Source organism: Cyclobacterium roseum (assembly GCF_010119225.1).
GTDB classification, from domain to species: Bacteria; Bacteroidota; Bacteroidia; order Cytophagales; family Cyclobacteriaceae; genus Cyclobacterium; species Cyclobacterium roseum.
The window spans coordinates 21,493-36,920 of sequence record NZ_WNKF01000015.1; the positions used below are offsets into that span (position 1 = coordinate 21,493).

The window sequence follows — 15,428 nt, forward strand, 5'->3', positions numbered from 1 at the left end:
CAAACCTTATACACGCATGTCAGCTAGAAATGCCGCTATTACCAATTTTGACCCGAATGGCTTGGGAATTGCCGGGAATTTATTTGGACTTCCCTACGAGCCCGAAAACAGCCAATTGACGATACTACCCGTGCCCTGGGAGGTGACGGTGTCCTACAGTTCGGGTACGGCCCGGGGACCCGCAGCCATTCTTGAAGCTTCCGTTCAGGTGGATTTGTTTCAGGAGGACATCCGCGATGCCTGGAAGCTGGGAATCTCCATGCTGCCGATGGATCAGGATATCGAAGCAGCGAATAACAAGTATCGCTTTCTGGCCGACAATTACATCCAATGGTTGCAGGCGGGTTCGCAGCCGGATCAGGACGAACGCTTTGCCGCTGTTCCGGAAATTATCAACGGGGCTTGTCGGGAAATGAATGATTGGGTGTACCAGCAGGCAAAAGATCAATTGGAACAAGGCAAACTGGTAGGTTTGCTGGGCGGAGACCATAGCACCCCCTTGGGGCTGGTCCAGGCCCTGGCAGAACGAAACGAAGCTTTTGGTATCCTGCAAATTGATGCGCACGCAGATTTGCGGACTGCTTACGAAGGCTTCGATTTTTCCCATGCCTCGATTGCCCACAATTTTCTAAAAATACCGCAGCTGCAGCGCCTGGTACAGGTGGGGATTCGGGATTTCTGCGAACAGGAATGGAATCTCAGCCAATCCGATGCCCGTTGCCGGATGTATACCGACGGCAATTTGAAGGAGCAATTGTTTCAGGGCAAGACCTGGGATACCCTTTGCCAGGAAATCATCGCGGACTTACCGGAGCAGGTTTACCTAAGCATCGATATAGACGGTTTGATTCCCCAGTTGTGTCCGAATACCGGCACGCCGGTGCCCGGTGGACTGGATTACCAGCAACTGATGCATTTAATTAAATTATTGGTTACATCCGGCAGGAAATTGATTGGATTTGACCTGGTAGAAGTAGCACCCGGTACGGATGGAGGCGAATGGGATGCCAACGTCGGTGCACGTGTCCTGTACCGCATCGCCAACCTGGCTGCTGTTTCGCAGGGCAAGTTGCAATGGGCTTAGTGAAAAAATCCGTCCCGATCAGTGTGGGGAGGGAATTAAAGACGTAAACCCAGTTAATCTAAATTTCCTTTCCTATGACAAGAAAAAATCCGGCACAATATTCCGATATTTGCTGCTCAATTTTTTTCTGATGAAAAAGCGCATTCCTTTCGGGCAATTGATAGCGGAATCCATCCGGGGTAAGGAGCAGGACTATACCCGTATCCCCATAAAAACGGGGATTGTGCTGCTGGCGGTTCCCATGATTCTGGAAATGATTATGGAATCCCTGTTTGCCGTGGTAGACATATTTTTTGTAGGCAGGCTGGGAGAGGATGCCGTGGCCACGGTGGGACTTACCGAAGCCGTACTCACGATAATCTATTCGCTGGGAGTGGGTATCAGTATGGCCGGAACGGCCATGGTGGCCCGCCGTTTCGGAGAGAAAAACTACAAGCGGGCCGGTACCGTTGCCTTTCAATTGCTGCTGGTAGGCATGCTGGCCTCCCTGGCATTGGGCATAGGAGGATACCTTTACTCCCGGGAAATACTGGCCATCATGGGAGCGGAATTGCAGGTATTGGAAATTGGAACGGCCTATACGGAAATCATTTTTGCCGGAAATACGGCCATTATGCTCTTGTTTTTAATCAACGGGATTTTCAGGGGTGCCGGTGCTCCCCATCTGGCCATGCGGGCGCTTTGGATTTCCAATGGCTTGAACATTGTCTTGGACCCCTTGTTGATTTTTGGCCTGGGTTCCTTCGAAGGCTTAGGCCTGGTAGGTGCTGCCTGGGCCACTACCATTGGAAGAAGTGTGGGCGTGCTGTACCAGGTATACCATCTGGTAAACGGCAAGCACCGCCTGGTCATTGGCCGGCAAAACCTGAAAGTACGTTGGATAACCCTGCAAAAAATCATTCGCATATCCGTCGGGGGAATGGGGCAGTTTCTGGTGGATTCGGCCGCCTGGATCGTGCTTACCCGCATCGCTGCGGAGTTTGGAAGTGCTGCGGTGGCCGGATATACCATTGCCTTCCGGATTTTGCTCTTTAGCCTGATGCCGGCCTGGGGGCTTTCCTCCGCTGCGGCCACGCTGGTGGGTCAAAACCTGGGGGCTGGGAAAGCCTTCCGGGCAGAACTTGCGACCTACCTGACAGCCCGCTACAACTTTATCTTTCTGGCCTGCGTCACCCTTGTTTACCTGTTGTTTGCAGATAGCCTTGCCGGCATATTTGTGCAAGGAGAGGAAGTGAGGGAAATTGCCGCTACCGGATTAAAAGTAACCGTTTTGGGGTATATCTTCTATGCGGTGGGCATGGTCATGGTGCAGGCGTTTAATGGTGCAGGCGATACCCGTACCCCGGCCTATATTAACGTGGGGGTATTTTGGTTGCTGGAAATCCCCATGGCTTATGTCCTGGCAATTACCTTCCAGTTGGGTACGCTGGGAATTTTTAGCACGATTGCCTTTTGTCATTCCCTTCATGCTGTGATTGCGTTATGGTTTTTTCGAAAAGGGCGGTGGAAGTTTGCGAAGGCTTAGGGATGGATGTGGTGATTTGATGATGCGGGGATGTGATGGTGGAACTAATATTTAAAAAAAAGCAGAAATCTGGATAACAGTATTTCTTATTAACTATTTAATAATCAAAATGTTAAAAATATACATCATCGGTAGACGTATTGATAAAGAGAAATTTTTAGTTACAAAGGAAATGGGAGATAGCGGGACGAAGGGGCTTAGAGAGGAGGGGACTGTTAGGCGGAGAGATTGACCATTTCCGGTCCCTGAGCGGAGCTGAAGCGATGGTGTGATGGGGGGTGGGTAAAAAAAACTACCGATCGTTCAGCAGACCGGTAGTTAGGTTAGGTAAAATAGGTATTGATAAGGTAAATAGCTTTGTGAATCCTATCCTTTCTTTCAACAATGTAAAACTAACCTTTACTGATGGATTTGGGGGTGCTCATTTGTAACCATATAGGGTATAAAATGTTGCATCGGGCTGAAAAAGTCTTTCTGTATGCTTTTTTCGGTAGCCGCTCAGTTTATCCCTCACTAATAAACCGTGGTCAGCACCACCAATTGATCTTTTTCAGTAAGGACGATTTTTCGGTTCTTGTCCGGATTGAGGAGTAGGTGATTTTTTCTGCGCGGTTTTGGCTGCAGTGCCAGGCCGAGAGCCGTTTCACCATGAGAGGCGGCCAGGGCTTCGATTTCATGGAAAGCGATTTCTCCCGGAGAAATACCATAGGTGGCGATTTCTCTAAAAATAATTTCCGCTCCGCCAACGGTAAATAATTCGCTATAAATACTACTCAGCTCCCGCTGCAGGGCTATACCTGCCAGCAGGTGACTTAATACCATCGGGCTGATAATCACCTCACTTTGATAGCGCCGGATCAGGGATTCATTGCTGGGATCTGCCAGTTCAAGCAACACAGAAGGCCTTTTTTTGGCATTTTCCAACACTTCTTCCAGTAAAACATATCCTACCATGGTGCGTGCATCGGCTTCTTCCTCCTCTTCCATGCGGTCACTACTGATCATCAGGATATGGTCAAAGCTTTCGGCTCCGGTTTTTTGGATCTCCGATTCCCGGATATAATCGGCCACCACGTGATCCAGCGATACCCGATTCGGGTTTTCTTTCAAAAACTGCAATTCTTTTTCCCTTTCCATGATGGGCCGCATGGCCACCAGGCGGACAAAGTAAGTCTCCTCTTCATAGGAACATAATTCCTTGATCAGGGAAGGAACATGCTCATTCCAACCCAAAATCAACACCCGGATGGTGTCGGTCGTTTCTTCCGGGGCAAATGGGGACCGAAGGAAGGAATCAGGTGCCTCCCTGGAAAGAGAAGTAGTTTTCCAGACCAGGTCCGCGGAACTTCGGGCCATTACTACCAGCCGCTCTCCCTTTTCCAATAGGTGATTTTCCGGGATATTCAATTTGGGAGTGTATTGATCTTCAGAATTACTAACCACGCCCATGACAACGGCTTTGGTAAAGGCCTTTTTTATACTTGCCAGGGAAAATCCGACGAGATCGGGAAATTGTTGACAAAAAAGGTTGTTGTTTACGATTTGGGAAAGGATCTCATTGTAAACTTCCGAGAGCCCTGGATGCCGGATATTTTGCGCCATCAGCCTGCTGATAATGGTATTGCTACCGACCACTTCCAATGGCCCCGAATAGGCCCTGTAGGCAGCCTTTACTTTGTATTCATCCTGAATCTCTGCCACCACATAGGGTAATTTATGTCTCGGATGCAGGCTGGCTTCTGCATTGAGGGAAAGCAGGCATTTGATGGTTTCTATGTCAGGGCTGATCAGCTCTCTTTTGCCATAAGCCAAACTGGGAATAATAATCGCCGAGGCATTCAGGCTGTCTACCCGGCGTAGGTGTTCCCGGTCTATGGCCAGTCCGGTACGCAACACAATTTCATTTGCACGGTTCCTGATGATGGGATGGTCTTTAAGCTCCTGCCATTGGAACGGCCCAACTTCTTCCGAAAGGATAATTAGTTGCAATTTTCGGGCACCAAAACGTATCAAAAATCGCTTGATTCTCCCTACGGACTGGAATATTTCCGCTGCAATATGGATGGTCCGGTTGGACCAACCCAGAATCAATAGGTGGTTATTTGCCGTGACTGGAGTCAATCCCTGTTCCAGGTGCCGGATCTTACGGTTCATCCAGGTAGTAATGATGGCTACCAAGGAGCCCAAAAACACCACATATCCGGCGACGGTGATCAGCGTCGAAATAAATCGCCGCCAGCCCCCTTCATCATCTCCCAGGTAGCCGGGATCGGACAAGCGTAAAAAGGCCCACCAAACCGATTCTCCAAAGGTGGAGGTGGGAGGTCCGGAAGGCATCACAAGTAGTCCCCCGACCAGGGAAATCAACCCAATAAAAGCAGCGACCAGCAGTAGCTGGAAGGAGGCACCTTTTACCAATTGCCGTTCAAGGGTGAAAAGAATCTTTTGGCGAATACGGAGTTTTTTGAGTCGCATAGGGGTAGTTAAAGGTGGTTGGTTTTTCTGCCACAATATACCCAATTCATCAGATTAAACGAATCGGTTTTTAGCACCCGATTTCGTTCCACCCCAAATCCCATTATTTTCAACTCGAATTCCTGCCCAACCATAGCGGTGAAGTAGCTTTATAAGCTGTCCTACCACGGAGGGCTAATCTAATCAGGGATTATCCGCTGTATCCGACTCTTTCTGCGCCTTATCCAGTAGCCTGAAATTTCTCACCTGCTTTCCTTTCAATTGTTTTTGCCAACGTTCGAGCAGGGGCTGTTCCAAGCTAAATTCCCGGTATTCATCGGGATTCATGATGGGAATGCCTTTGACTATGGGGTACATCCGTTTGCATTGCGTACAATGCAGCCAGCCCTCCGCTATATTACCATCCAGGTCTTCCGTAATTCGCGTCAATTCCAAATCCGATCTATCAAAGGGACAACATAATTTTTCAATCGTTGCTAACTTCATTGCTTTTTTTCGTTTTAAGTAGGTATGAAAACTGTTCCATAGCTTTTGCCGGGTTAGCTTGCCCCATGATGCCGGAGATCAGGGCCAGCCCCCGGTGAGGAATAGCGTCCAATTCGTTAAGGTTTTCTGGACGGATTCCTCCCGCCAGAAAAAACGGCAGGTGGCTGGAGTCGGCCGCTTTCCGAAGGGTGTCTTTGCTGACCAATTCACAGGCTTCTGCATTGGGTGAAGGAAATACCGAACAAAATGAAATATAGTCGAAACCGTTTGCTGCTGCTTTTTGAAGTAAGGACAAATCATTTGTACAGGTCAGTCCCAGGACGGTATTTTCCGGTAAACGCTGTCTGATAGGAGTGAAATTGGCAGGAATTTGATCAAAGTGAACCCCATCCAGTGCCGTCTTACTCACCCATTCCCAGGAATTATTGATCAAAACCGGAAAGGGGTAGGGTTTGGCCAACTCACAAACATTCTCAATGAATTTCCTTGCATCCTGTTCCGGACTAAAATGATCCCAAATTTGTAAGGCAATGAGCGGATACTGAAACACCCCTTTTAAATCCTGAAACAATTCCTTTTCGGATTTTGCCTGTGGATCAAGGACCAGGTAGATTCCTCTTTCGGAGCTTAGGTTAAGTCTTTTCATTTCCATCCTTGTTTGATGGCTTGAAAAAAGGCCTCCCAGTACGGATCTTTTTTCTGATAAATAAGTGCTTTGTCTTGCCCATTTTCCGCTAGCACCATGCCCTGCCTGGCACTTGTCAGTTCTCCCACTGCCGCGCAGGGGATACCTGCGGATACCAGTCGGTTTTCCACCGATGCTGCATTTTCCTTTTTGCAGGCAATGATCATGGAGCCTGCCCCGATACAATGTAGGGGATCCAAATCAAAAACCTCACAGACAGCAGCCTGCGCGGAGCCAACCGGAAGTTTGTTTTTGTCGAGATGCACGCCGCAACCGGCAGCGGTTGCCAATTCGTAAATGGCGCCCAGTATTCCTCCTTCGGTGACATCGTGCATAGCGGTAACGTCACTAGCGGTTCCCTTTGCCTCCAGGCCATCTTGCAGAGAGGAAGTATCATAGAACGCATCGCAGGCCTCTACGTATCGTTCCCGGCCTATCCGGTTCTGGATCGTTTCCGGAAAACTCATTGCCAGAATGGCAGAAGAAGAAATGGCCGCTGATTTGGTCACCAGCAGTACCTCGCCTGCCTGCGCTTTGTCAGCGGTCAGCGCTTGATCAGCGGGAAGAATACTAATAAAAGTACCCCCTCCGGCGATGGTAGAATTTTGTCCGGCAACAAATCCGGTATGCCCACCGGTGATGGCCATGCCTATTTTCTGGCAAAAAGTGTGGATATGCTCCCAGTAGGTTTTGAAATCCTCCTGGCTAAACTCAGCCGGAAGGTTTAACACAAATTGACCGTATTGGGGGGCAAAGCCAGTGGTAGCCATGTCATTGGCCATCAATTGCACGGATAGCCAGGCCGATTCCTGCAATCCCAGACCGGGGATCAGCGATAAGGGATCGCTGGTGAGGGCCATGACCTGATTTCCTGGCAAGGCTACCAGCGATACGTCCAGACCAAAACCCGGTTTCACCAGCACTTCCGGTCGTTTTTCGCCGCATCGTGAGGCGATAAAGGTCTCCAGAAACGTTTCATCTATTTTTCCAATCGTATTGCTCATTCGTCATGAAGTTGTATGTATAAACCAAAGAAATCGCCATAAGGTATTCGCCACTGCTGCACGGGAAACCACTTAGGCAACCCGGTGCAGCTCCATTCGATGGTATAAGACCTTCCTTTTAAGGCTTCCTCAATTACCGCTATTAGTTTTTCAGGGGTATAAAAGGTAGCCGTCACGTAAAAAGGGTTTTTTCCAAATAGCTGCTGCACTCTGCGCCTAAGTACCTTTGGCGAATTGCGGTTCATCATGCCCATGGCAATGCCATATCGGGCCACTCGGGCCGCCTCCCGGATGACCCTTACCGGATCACGGTAGTATTCGAAGGTGGTTATAAAGGCCAGGGCGTCAAAGGTATTGTCCTTGAAGGGCATGTAATGGGAATCGGCCATGACCAGATCCCCGTCAAAAAGGTGGATGGCCTGAGAAAGCATTAGTGGGGAAATGTCCCCTCCCGAGGCTTCGATACCAATTTCTTTCCACCATCTGGTAAATCGGGTGGTGCCGCAGCCAAACTCCAGCAGCGTTTGGATCCGTTTATCTTTGGAGACCAACTGCTCCATTACCTTTTTCTGCCAGATTTCGGCCCGCTTGTACCGGCCTTCGTACCAAAGTTCGTAGGTATCGGTATGTTTCCGGTTAAAAAACCATTCCGGCCGGTTTTGCCAGTTTTGCTGTTGTTGGGGAATCAGTTCTCCTCCTGCCTGTTTTATTTCCATAGTTGCATTAAAATAAAAATTCCATCCGATTGGACTGGCCAAAGGAATGGAGCGGCAACTAACACGATGGAAATTTGGCTGGCTGGCATCCCTACGTTGGCATTATCCAAATCAGGTTTCGGGTTTGATCTCAGCCTGATTTTCACCAAGCACCCCGTGCGATTATTTCAAGAGTCAAAAGTATTCAATTTATCCGGTGAAGCAAATAATTGGCTTTTTTTTAACAATTGGCTCGTTCTTTTTTGATTCACCCAAAAAAACATGCCCCTACAATTTTTTATCCTTTCAGAAAATACTTATTATTCCTAAAGCATTGAAAAGAAACCCCTTAACTCATGACAGTAGTATCCAAATTTCTCTCCTGGAAAAAAGGAAATACCCATGTTTCCTGGGCATTATTAGGCTTGGTAACTCAGGTAATTTTTAACCGGGACAAGGTACCCAAACACATCGAAATCCTGGATGATACCCTGACCAATCACTGCTCCCGTCAAAAACGAAGTCGCTGGGTAAGGACGATCAATTTTCTGGTCACTCCCCGGTTTGTGCGGAGGTTGGTAGAGAACAGGCTGAACAAAAACATGGCAAAGCACGAGCGGGTGTTGTTGTCCCTGGATAAAGAATTGACCCAGGAGGACATCTTTTCGAAAGATAAAAAAGTTCGGCAAAAATGGGGTAATTGGTACGGCAATCATTTTTCCGAACCCCTGCGGTTTTTTGTACCGGGAAATGGTGAGTACGAACATTTTTCCCCAAAAAATGAGGCCTGCACCCGATACGATTACCAGGGCCTGGAAGAAGTGGTAGCATTGGTCAAGCTGGCGGAAGAAAACGATAAAAAAATCCGAGCGGTAGGTTCAGGCCACGCGCTGACAGCCGTGGCACAATGCGAGGATTACCTGGTTTGCACCCAGCACATGAACATGACCCAACGGCCCGCCGAGGACTGTATTAAGGACGAGTACCGGGTTGGCTTTGAAGTGACGGTTAATTACGAAAACAAGAAGCGCAAAGAAAGGCATTTCCTGTTTGAAACCGGGGGAGGAACTAAGATCAGGCATCTGATCCAGGCACTTACCTATCATGGGTTTGCCCTGATCAATCAGGGCGGATCCAGCATCCAGTCCATTTCCGGTGCCATTGCTACCTCCACCCATGGATCAGGAATCGGCATTGGTCCGGTTTCAGCATTTGTAAAATCCATCACCTTGGTCGGAAAAGGAGGGAAGGTATTACGCGTAGAACCTACCGATGGGATCACCGATCCGGAGCTATTCGCCAAGGATAAAATGGTTATTGATTACAAAGCAACTCTGATTCAGGACGACGAGAAATTCAATGCGGTCATGGTGGGCATTGGCTCGGTGGGCATTATTTTTTCCATGATCCTGGAGGCCCAGCCCGAATACCGGCTTATGGAGGAACGAATCATGCGAAATTGGGAGGAAGTAAAGGCGGAAATGCAAAAAGATATGTATCGATATATTAATGCCCACAGGCATTTTGAGGTACTGATCAACCCCTACCGGGACATGGAAGCGGGAACGGAAGAAGAGCGAAAGCGAAAATGCCTGGTAACTACCCGAAACTACAGCCAGCAACAACACGAAAAGCACCATGCGGGAAGGGAGCGGAATTACATTTCTACTTTTATATCAGGTATCGCCATTTCAGGAAGGCTTTCTCCCTGGGTGTTTAATAAGAACCATTTATCGATCCCCAGGATGACAAACAACTCCATTAAAAGACTGGTGGACCATACCGGAGACGAGGGGGGAGGCTTCGAAGACCTGGCCAGAAACGTTCTGGATCAGGGTTTGGGAGAGCTGAAGTTCTATGGGTATGCCATCGAATTTGGGTTTCCCCTGGACAAGGTTTTTGAGGCAGTAGACCTGATTATTCGGGTATGCGAGGAGTCCCAACATTACGATCACCTGCTGGCCGCTCCGTTTTCCCTGCGTTTTGTAAAACAATGCCCGGCGCATTTGTCCATGATGCAACAGTCTGATATGTGCATGATTGAGTTGGTAAGCGTCAAAGGGGTTACGGGCAGCCTGCCTTTATTCATGCGGCTGGAGCGGGAGCTACTCGCTGCGGGAGCCATACCGCATTGGGGGCTTTCCGTAGAACCCTGGCACCGGGAAATGGTGGAAAAAGCCTTTCCCCGATTCAATGACTGGGAAAAAGAACAGGAATTTTTTGGAGGGGCTACCTTCCGAAATGCCTTTCTGGAGCGGATCAAACAATCGTAACGGTCAGGGCTTAGTTAACGTTCGGATTTACAATATCCAAAACCCTTGCCGTCATTCAGCCCAACTACATCACGCAACTTCAGCAAAAAATCACATTTTGAGCAAATCCCCCTTGCCCTCCGCCGCGGAGGGATTTGTTCACAATCCAATTAATGTATACGATATTTATATCGCTGATTTGGAAGAGGTCAGCACTGCCCATAATGTACGGCAGCTGGCTGGAATTTAGTACCTGGAAATCCGACCGGTAGCGAAATCCCCCTTTCTCTTAAAGGGGGATTTCTTTCACAAGTACTCCTAACTTTTCCAAAGTTTGGAACTTTGGAAAAGTTATACAATTTCTACGAAACCAACTCCCTCTTTCTCAAAGGAGGCTGGTGGATTTTTACGCAAATGTCAAGTAATTCACCATGACTTACTCACTGATATTACCTTTCTCGTCTATGCTGATTTCTTTCCTTTCCCCGTCTTTTTCCAGGCGAACATTGAAATGCAATATTTCACCTTCTCTTCTTGCAGACACCCGGGTGATTTCATGTCCGGGATAGTTGGAAAGCAGGATGGTTTCAAGATTTTCCGGGAGGGGATCTTCGTAGGGAATGGTGTTGGAGAATCTTTTTTCCTCTACCGCTTCGGATTTTCTTTCAATAAATTTATTAGTGCCATCTGCTTGTTTTTCCAAGTCAAAGGCATCATAAAGCTCTCCAATGGCGGTATACGATTCAAAGCTGAGCTTATCCCCTTCAATGTTAATGACCTGAAAGAGCTGGGTGTTTTCCGCAGCGCGGTCCCTTTCTGCCTCATAGTCATTCCAGGCATTCTTTTTCAATCCGTACATTTTGCCTCCGCTTACGGAGACCACATAAACGGTTCCGGTTTTATCCCTGGCATTGACCCCATCCAAAACATTGTCTTCAGGAGAAACCCTACCCCGGGCATAGCTGTGGTCGTGCCCCTGAAGGGCCAGGTCCACCTGGTATTTGTCAAAGAGTGGCTTCCAGGCCTCCCGGAGCCGCGTATTTTCCCGGCCCTCAGAAGCTGAAAATAAGGGGTGGTGATAGGTGACTATGGTCCACTTTTGTGGGTTCTCCGACAGGACCTTTTCCAACCAGGGGATCTGCTCCGCCTGTAGAACATTGCTATTCAATACTATAATTCTGGTGTTTTGGTAATCCATGTAATAGACCGTTTCGTCCAATGCCGTTATATTTTCCGGGCCATTTTCAGGCAAGGTAAATTGAGGTTTCCATTGGACAGAAAGGCGACGATCTGCGCCCTCTCCATCCAACTCGGGGATGCTGCGGTATTCATGGTTTCCGGGTGTGACTACTGACGGTACCATGCTGTGAATAAAGCCCCCGGCGGTAAACCATTCATGCCATTCGGTTTCCCTGTGTGCCACATTCACCAGGTCACCTGCATGGATAATGAATTTGGCATCCGGTGCCTTCCGATAGCCTTCCCGAATCAGCCGGGACCATAGCTCCAAAATATAGTTCTGCGTATCTCCCACATAGAGAAAGGCAAAGGGGCTTTCCTTGTCCTCGGAAGCGGTGCTGAATTGGATCCACTCTGTCCAGGATTCTCCATCTCCCACCCGATAGGCGTAAATGGTGCCAGGTTTTAAATCCCTAAAACGGACCGAATGGAAATGTGCCTTTACATTTGCCACTTCTACGTCTGTAGCGTCCAGCAATTCGGTTTTTGCTTCCATGGTCCGGGCATTTCTCCAGAATTTGGGAGCCCCATCGGCAACGGCAATTTCTGCAAAGGCTTTTTCGATACTGGTATCGGTTCTCCAGGTAACATTGGCCTGACTGGAAGGGTCCTCTCCAAAATTGAGGATGACGCGATCAGGATAATCCGAAGGTTTGCTCCATTCTTCCCGGAAGGTGGGGGCTTTGTATACGCGGTATTCCTGCGCCATGCTCCACTGGCAGGCGGCTATTAGTAAAAGGGTTAAAAGAAGGTTTTTCATTTTTTGGGGTATGCTTTAGACTGATGTTGGACAAGGTACGAAAATCAGATTTGGATTTCAACGGATTTAAAATCAAAGCTACGAATCCCAGATTACCCTGTTGTTACGAAAAGGGTAAGGGTTGGTGAAATAGAGTCGATTCAAAGGAGTTTGAAATTGATTTTGGCGGGCAAGGCGACTATTTCCCGTTTTCAGGAAAAATGAAGGCGCGTGACAATGCCGTTCATCTTTTAGAAAACCTTCATACCATACACCTGGGGCAGAACGTTCGCCCTCATCAAAACAGCTTCGAAACGTTTTGGTGGTCTTTAATGATCATTTCAGCAGCATTTCATTAGGTTATCTTTTTAAAAATCCCGAAATTCTTTTCTATTTCGAAAGGAAAGCAAGCAAGTTCCAGCAAATTTGTTTTTGGTAGCGTCCTGGGTAATTTCGTCTGTTCGATTAATGGAAACCGTTCCGAATCCGAAATCAGGAAACTGATTCGAAAGCAGCCGCTACTTCCGCTGTTATTTTCTTAAATAATATAGAAACATCATGCAAAAGATACTTTCAGGAAATCAGGTAAAATCCCTGGATCAAAAATACATAGAAGGAGAGGTCATTCATTCTTACCAATTGATGGAACGGGCTGCTCATGCCTTTTGTAACTGGTTTGTGGCTCAGGTACCAAAAGAAAAATCGGTATCGATTTATTGCGGTACCGGAAACAATGGCGGCGATGGACTTGCCATATCCAGGATTCTGAACCAAATGGGCTATTCTGTGGCGGTAGGGTATATAGGCAATCCGGATAAGGGTTCTGCTGACTTTCAGCACAATCTACACTTGTTACCCGATAAATTACCGGTTAGCAACTGGGAAAAGGTAGCTGAATCAGAGGTGCTCATTGATGCGGTTTTCGGTGTCGGAATCAACAGGCCCCTGGAAGGGGAATACCTTGAATTGATTCGGTACTTAAATGAAAGGACTTCATTGAAAATAAGTGTGGACATGCCATCTGGCTTGCCTTCCGACGGTCCCCTGGAAGGGGAGGTATTTCGGGCGGATTATACCTTGAGTTTCCAGTTTCCAAAACTTTCCTTGCTCGCTCCGGAACATGCAGCCTGTACAGGAAAACTGACGGTACAAAGCATCGGCATAGAACAACGGTATTTTGATTCCTTTGAATCGAATCGGTTCTTCTTTTCCGGCGAAAATTTAATTAACTACCATAAGAAATTCCTTACATCTAGTCATAAAGGAGATTTTGGAAGAGTTGTTTTGGCAGGAGGGAGTTATGGAAAAATGGGATCCATTGGTTTGAGTACACGAGCGGCATTGCGAACCGGAAGCGGGCTGGTTTTCTGCCACATTCCTACCTGTGGTGTGGAAATTATTCAAGGCAGTATTCCTGAGGCAATGGTTTTGTCGCCGGGAAGTGAACAGGAAGTGGGGGACAAGTTGGATACGGAAGGAATAGATGCCGTAGGTATTGGCCCCGGATTGGGAAAAGGCAAGAATGCTGCTAAACTGGTTTATCAACTTCTGAGCCACTATTCCGGACCGACGGTATTGGACGCAGATGCCATTAATATTTTGGGAGAAAACCCTGTCTGGTTGAATTCCTTGCATTCCAATGTGGTACTTACGCCTCACCTGAAAGAATTCGAGCGTCTTACCGGGGTTGCTGCAAAAAACCACTTTCACCGTATGGATCAGGCCAGAGACTTTGCCAGGAAATACAGCTGCACGCTGGTATTGAAAGGGGCCTTCACATTGATTAGTTTTCCGGATGGGCAGCAGGTATTTAACAATTCAGGGTCCCTTCACATGGCTACGGGGGGCTCAGGAGATGTACTCACTGGAATCCTCACTTCGTTCCTTGGGCAAGGCTATTCGATGAAAAACGCGGTACTAGGTGGCGTTTTTCATCATGGACATGCAGGAGAACTGGCAGGTGCGGATCGTGGTAGGGGTACGCTGGCATCCGATATACTCGAGAGAATCCCGGATAGCCTCCTGCATTACGGGATTGTATGATTATTATTCGAAGGTCAATTTTAAGATCTTGTCATCGTGAATGCGTAATGCTGCCCTGCCGTCGGTATTGCTGGTGGTGACATACAGGTTTCCATCCGGTCCAACTGTCACGTCGCGCATCCGTCCATAGACACCTTTGGAAGGGGCATATGAAAACCAACGCTCTACTTTCTTGACTTCGTAATCATTTTCTTTATCAAAAACCAGGCGGATTAAGGCTTGTCCTCCAAGAGAGGCGACAAACAGATCTCCCTTGTAAAACGTCATGCCTGCGGGAGGTACGGCCGCTTTATTCCAGGAGACTTTTGGGTCCACATAGGTTGCCATTCCAGGAGCCCCTACGACTATGGGCCAGCCATGGTTGCCGCCTTTTTTGACCTTATTCACCTCATCCCGGTAGCGAACGCTCCCTTCCACTTCGGCACCGGAAGGACCGTGTTCGGAATTAAAAAATGCCCCCGTATCGGGATCCCAGGCAAAGCCCTGCACTACGCGGTGTCCATACGAGTAAACCGGAGATCCGGGAAAAGGATTGTCGGAAGGGATTTCACCTTCTTCCGTTATGCGAAGGATTTTCGACGCCAGGTGGTTTACATCCTGCGCCACAAAGGGCTGAGACATATCGCCCGTGCCAATGTAGAGCATGCCGTCCGGACCAAAAGCAATTCTACCACCCAGGTGGATGGCATATGCGGGTATGTTGTCCAAAATCACTTTGTCCACCACGGCTCGGGTACCAAGATCGTTTAGCCGGACGATCCTGCTGAGAAGCTGATTTTCATCGTTTCGGTAGGCATGCATGATGTAGATCCAATGGTTGGTTTCGAAATTGGGGTGAACAGCCAATCCCATTAATCCCGCGTCCACCTCGTGCACGCTGCCGGGAACCTCCATATAAGGAGTTGGGTTGTTTTCTCCGGAAGGAATTCTTAGGATCGTACCGGGTCTTTGGGCTACCAGGGCATCTCCATTGGGGAGAAAGCGTAGAGACCAGGGAATAGTCAGGCTGTCCACCCACACTTCTACCTTTACTCCCGGAACTTCTGGTAAAAAGACATCTTCGGTTTTTTGGGGTAATTCACCCAGAATGGGTTGGGCTTTTTGGACAGCGTCCTGGGCTTGCAGGGAGAGCGTAAGTCCCAGATAAAGGAGTATCAAAAAAACGTGTTTTGGGTTCATAAGCTTTTTGGTTTATTTCAAT

12 protein-coding genes and 1 riboswitch are annotated in these 15,428 nt (G+C 48.2%); of the genes, 5 read left to right on the forward strand and 7 right to left on the reverse strand.

What is annotated here, in order from left to right:
• Nucleotides 1-16: 16 nt before the first annotated feature.
• Nucleotides 17-1,084 (forward strand): agmatinase family protein, encoded by a 1,068-nt coding sequence (locus GJQ68_RS17845; RefSeq protein WP_162418658.1) that lies wholly within the window; start codon nt 17-19, stop codon nt 1,082-1,084.
• A gap of 130 nt (nt 1,085-1,214) precedes the next feature.
• Nucleotides 1,215-2,609 (forward strand): MATE family efflux transporter, encoded by a 1,395-nt coding sequence (locus tag GJQ68_RS17850; protein ID WP_162418659.1) that lies wholly within the window; start codon nt 1,215-1,217, stop codon nt 2,607-2,609.
• Nucleotides 2,610-3,122: 513 nt separating this feature from the next.
• On the opposite strand, the gene GJQ68_RS17855 is transcribed toward GJQ68_RS17850, so the two are convergent.
• From GJQ68_RS17855 to GJQ68_RS17875, 5 genes are all read right to left on the reverse strand, one after another.
• Nucleotides 3,123-5,084 (reverse strand): CASTOR/POLLUX-related putative ion channel, encoded by a 1,962-nt coding sequence (locus GJQ68_RS17855; RefSeq protein WP_162418660.1) that lies wholly within the window; start codon nt 5,082-5,084, stop codon nt 3,123-3,125.
• 183 nt (nt 5,085-5,267) lie between these two features.
• On the reverse strand, nt 5,268-5,570 hold the full coding sequence (locus GJQ68_RS17860; protein WP_162418661.1) for a Trm112 family protein: 303 nt from the start codon (nt 5,568-5,570) through the stop codon (nt 5,268-5,270).
• Entirely contained in the window at nt 5,551-6,216 is a 666-nt protein-coding gene (locus GJQ68_RS17865; protein WP_162418662.1) for a thiamine phosphate synthase, read from the reverse strand. Before GJQ68_RS17865 ends, GJQ68_RS17860 begins: the two co-directional genes overlap by 20 nt.
• Nucleotides 6,213-7,259 carry an AIR synthase family protein gene (locus GJQ68_RS17870; protein ID WP_162418663.1) on the reverse strand — a complete coding sequence of 349 codons (1,047 nt, stop codon included), beginning with the start codon at nt 7,257-7,259 and terminating at the stop codon, nt 6,213-6,215. Before GJQ68_RS17870 ends, GJQ68_RS17865 begins: the two co-directional genes overlap by 4 nt.
• Nucleotides 7,256-7,975, reverse strand: coding sequence for a class I SAM-dependent methyltransferase (locus GJQ68_RS17875; RefSeq protein WP_162418664.1), 720 nt, complete (start codon nt 7,973-7,975; stop codon nt 7,256-7,258). The genes GJQ68_RS17870 and GJQ68_RS17875 overlap by 4 nt, the downstream gene beginning before the upstream one ends.
• Before the next feature lie 71 nt (nt 7,976-8,046).
• Nucleotides 8,047-8,142: riboswitch (TPP riboswitch) on the reverse strand.
• Nucleotides 8,143-8,310: 168 nt separating this feature from the next.
• Between GJQ68_RS17875 and GJQ68_RS17880 the strand changes: the two genes are divergently transcribed.
• Nucleotides 8,311-10,227: a D-arabinono-1,4-lactone oxidase gene (locus GJQ68_RS17880; protein WP_162418665.1), complete on the forward strand. Its 1,917-nt coding sequence runs from the start codon at nt 8,311-8,313 to the stop codon at nt 10,225-10,227.
• A gap of 97 nt (nt 10,228-10,324) precedes the next feature.
• On the forward strand, nt 10,325-10,456 hold the full coding sequence (locus tag GJQ68_RS23565; protein WP_262888123.1) for a hypothetical protein: 132 nt from the start codon (nt 10,325-10,327) through the stop codon (nt 10,454-10,456).
• A 186-nt stretch (nt 10,457-10,642) separates the two neighbouring features.
• Here GJQ68_RS23565 and GJQ68_RS17885 read toward each other — a convergent pair whose 3' ends face one another.
• Nucleotides 10,643-12,205, reverse strand: a complete 1,563-nt coding sequence (locus GJQ68_RS17885; protein ID WP_162418666.1) for a purple acid phosphatase family protein — start codon at nt 12,203-12,205, stop codon at nt 10,643-10,645.
• Between the two features lie 537 nt (nt 12,206-12,742).
• Between GJQ68_RS17885 and GJQ68_RS17890 the strand changes: the two genes are divergently transcribed.
• Nucleotides 12,743-14,227: an NAD(P)H-hydrate dehydratase gene (locus tag GJQ68_RS17890; RefSeq protein ID WP_162418667.1), complete on the forward strand. Its 1,485-nt coding sequence runs from the start codon at nt 12,743-12,745 to the stop codon at nt 14,225-14,227.
• 3 nt (nt 14,228-14,230) lie between these two features.
• Here the strand turns inward: GJQ68_RS17890 and GJQ68_RS17895 are convergent, their stop codons facing one another.
• On the reverse strand, nt 14,231-15,406 hold the full coding sequence (locus GJQ68_RS17895) for a PQQ-dependent sugar dehydrogenase (protein ID WP_162418668.1): 1,176 nt from the start codon (nt 15,404-15,406) through the stop codon (nt 14,231-14,233).
• Between the last annotated feature and the right edge of the window lie 22 nt (nt 15,407-15,428).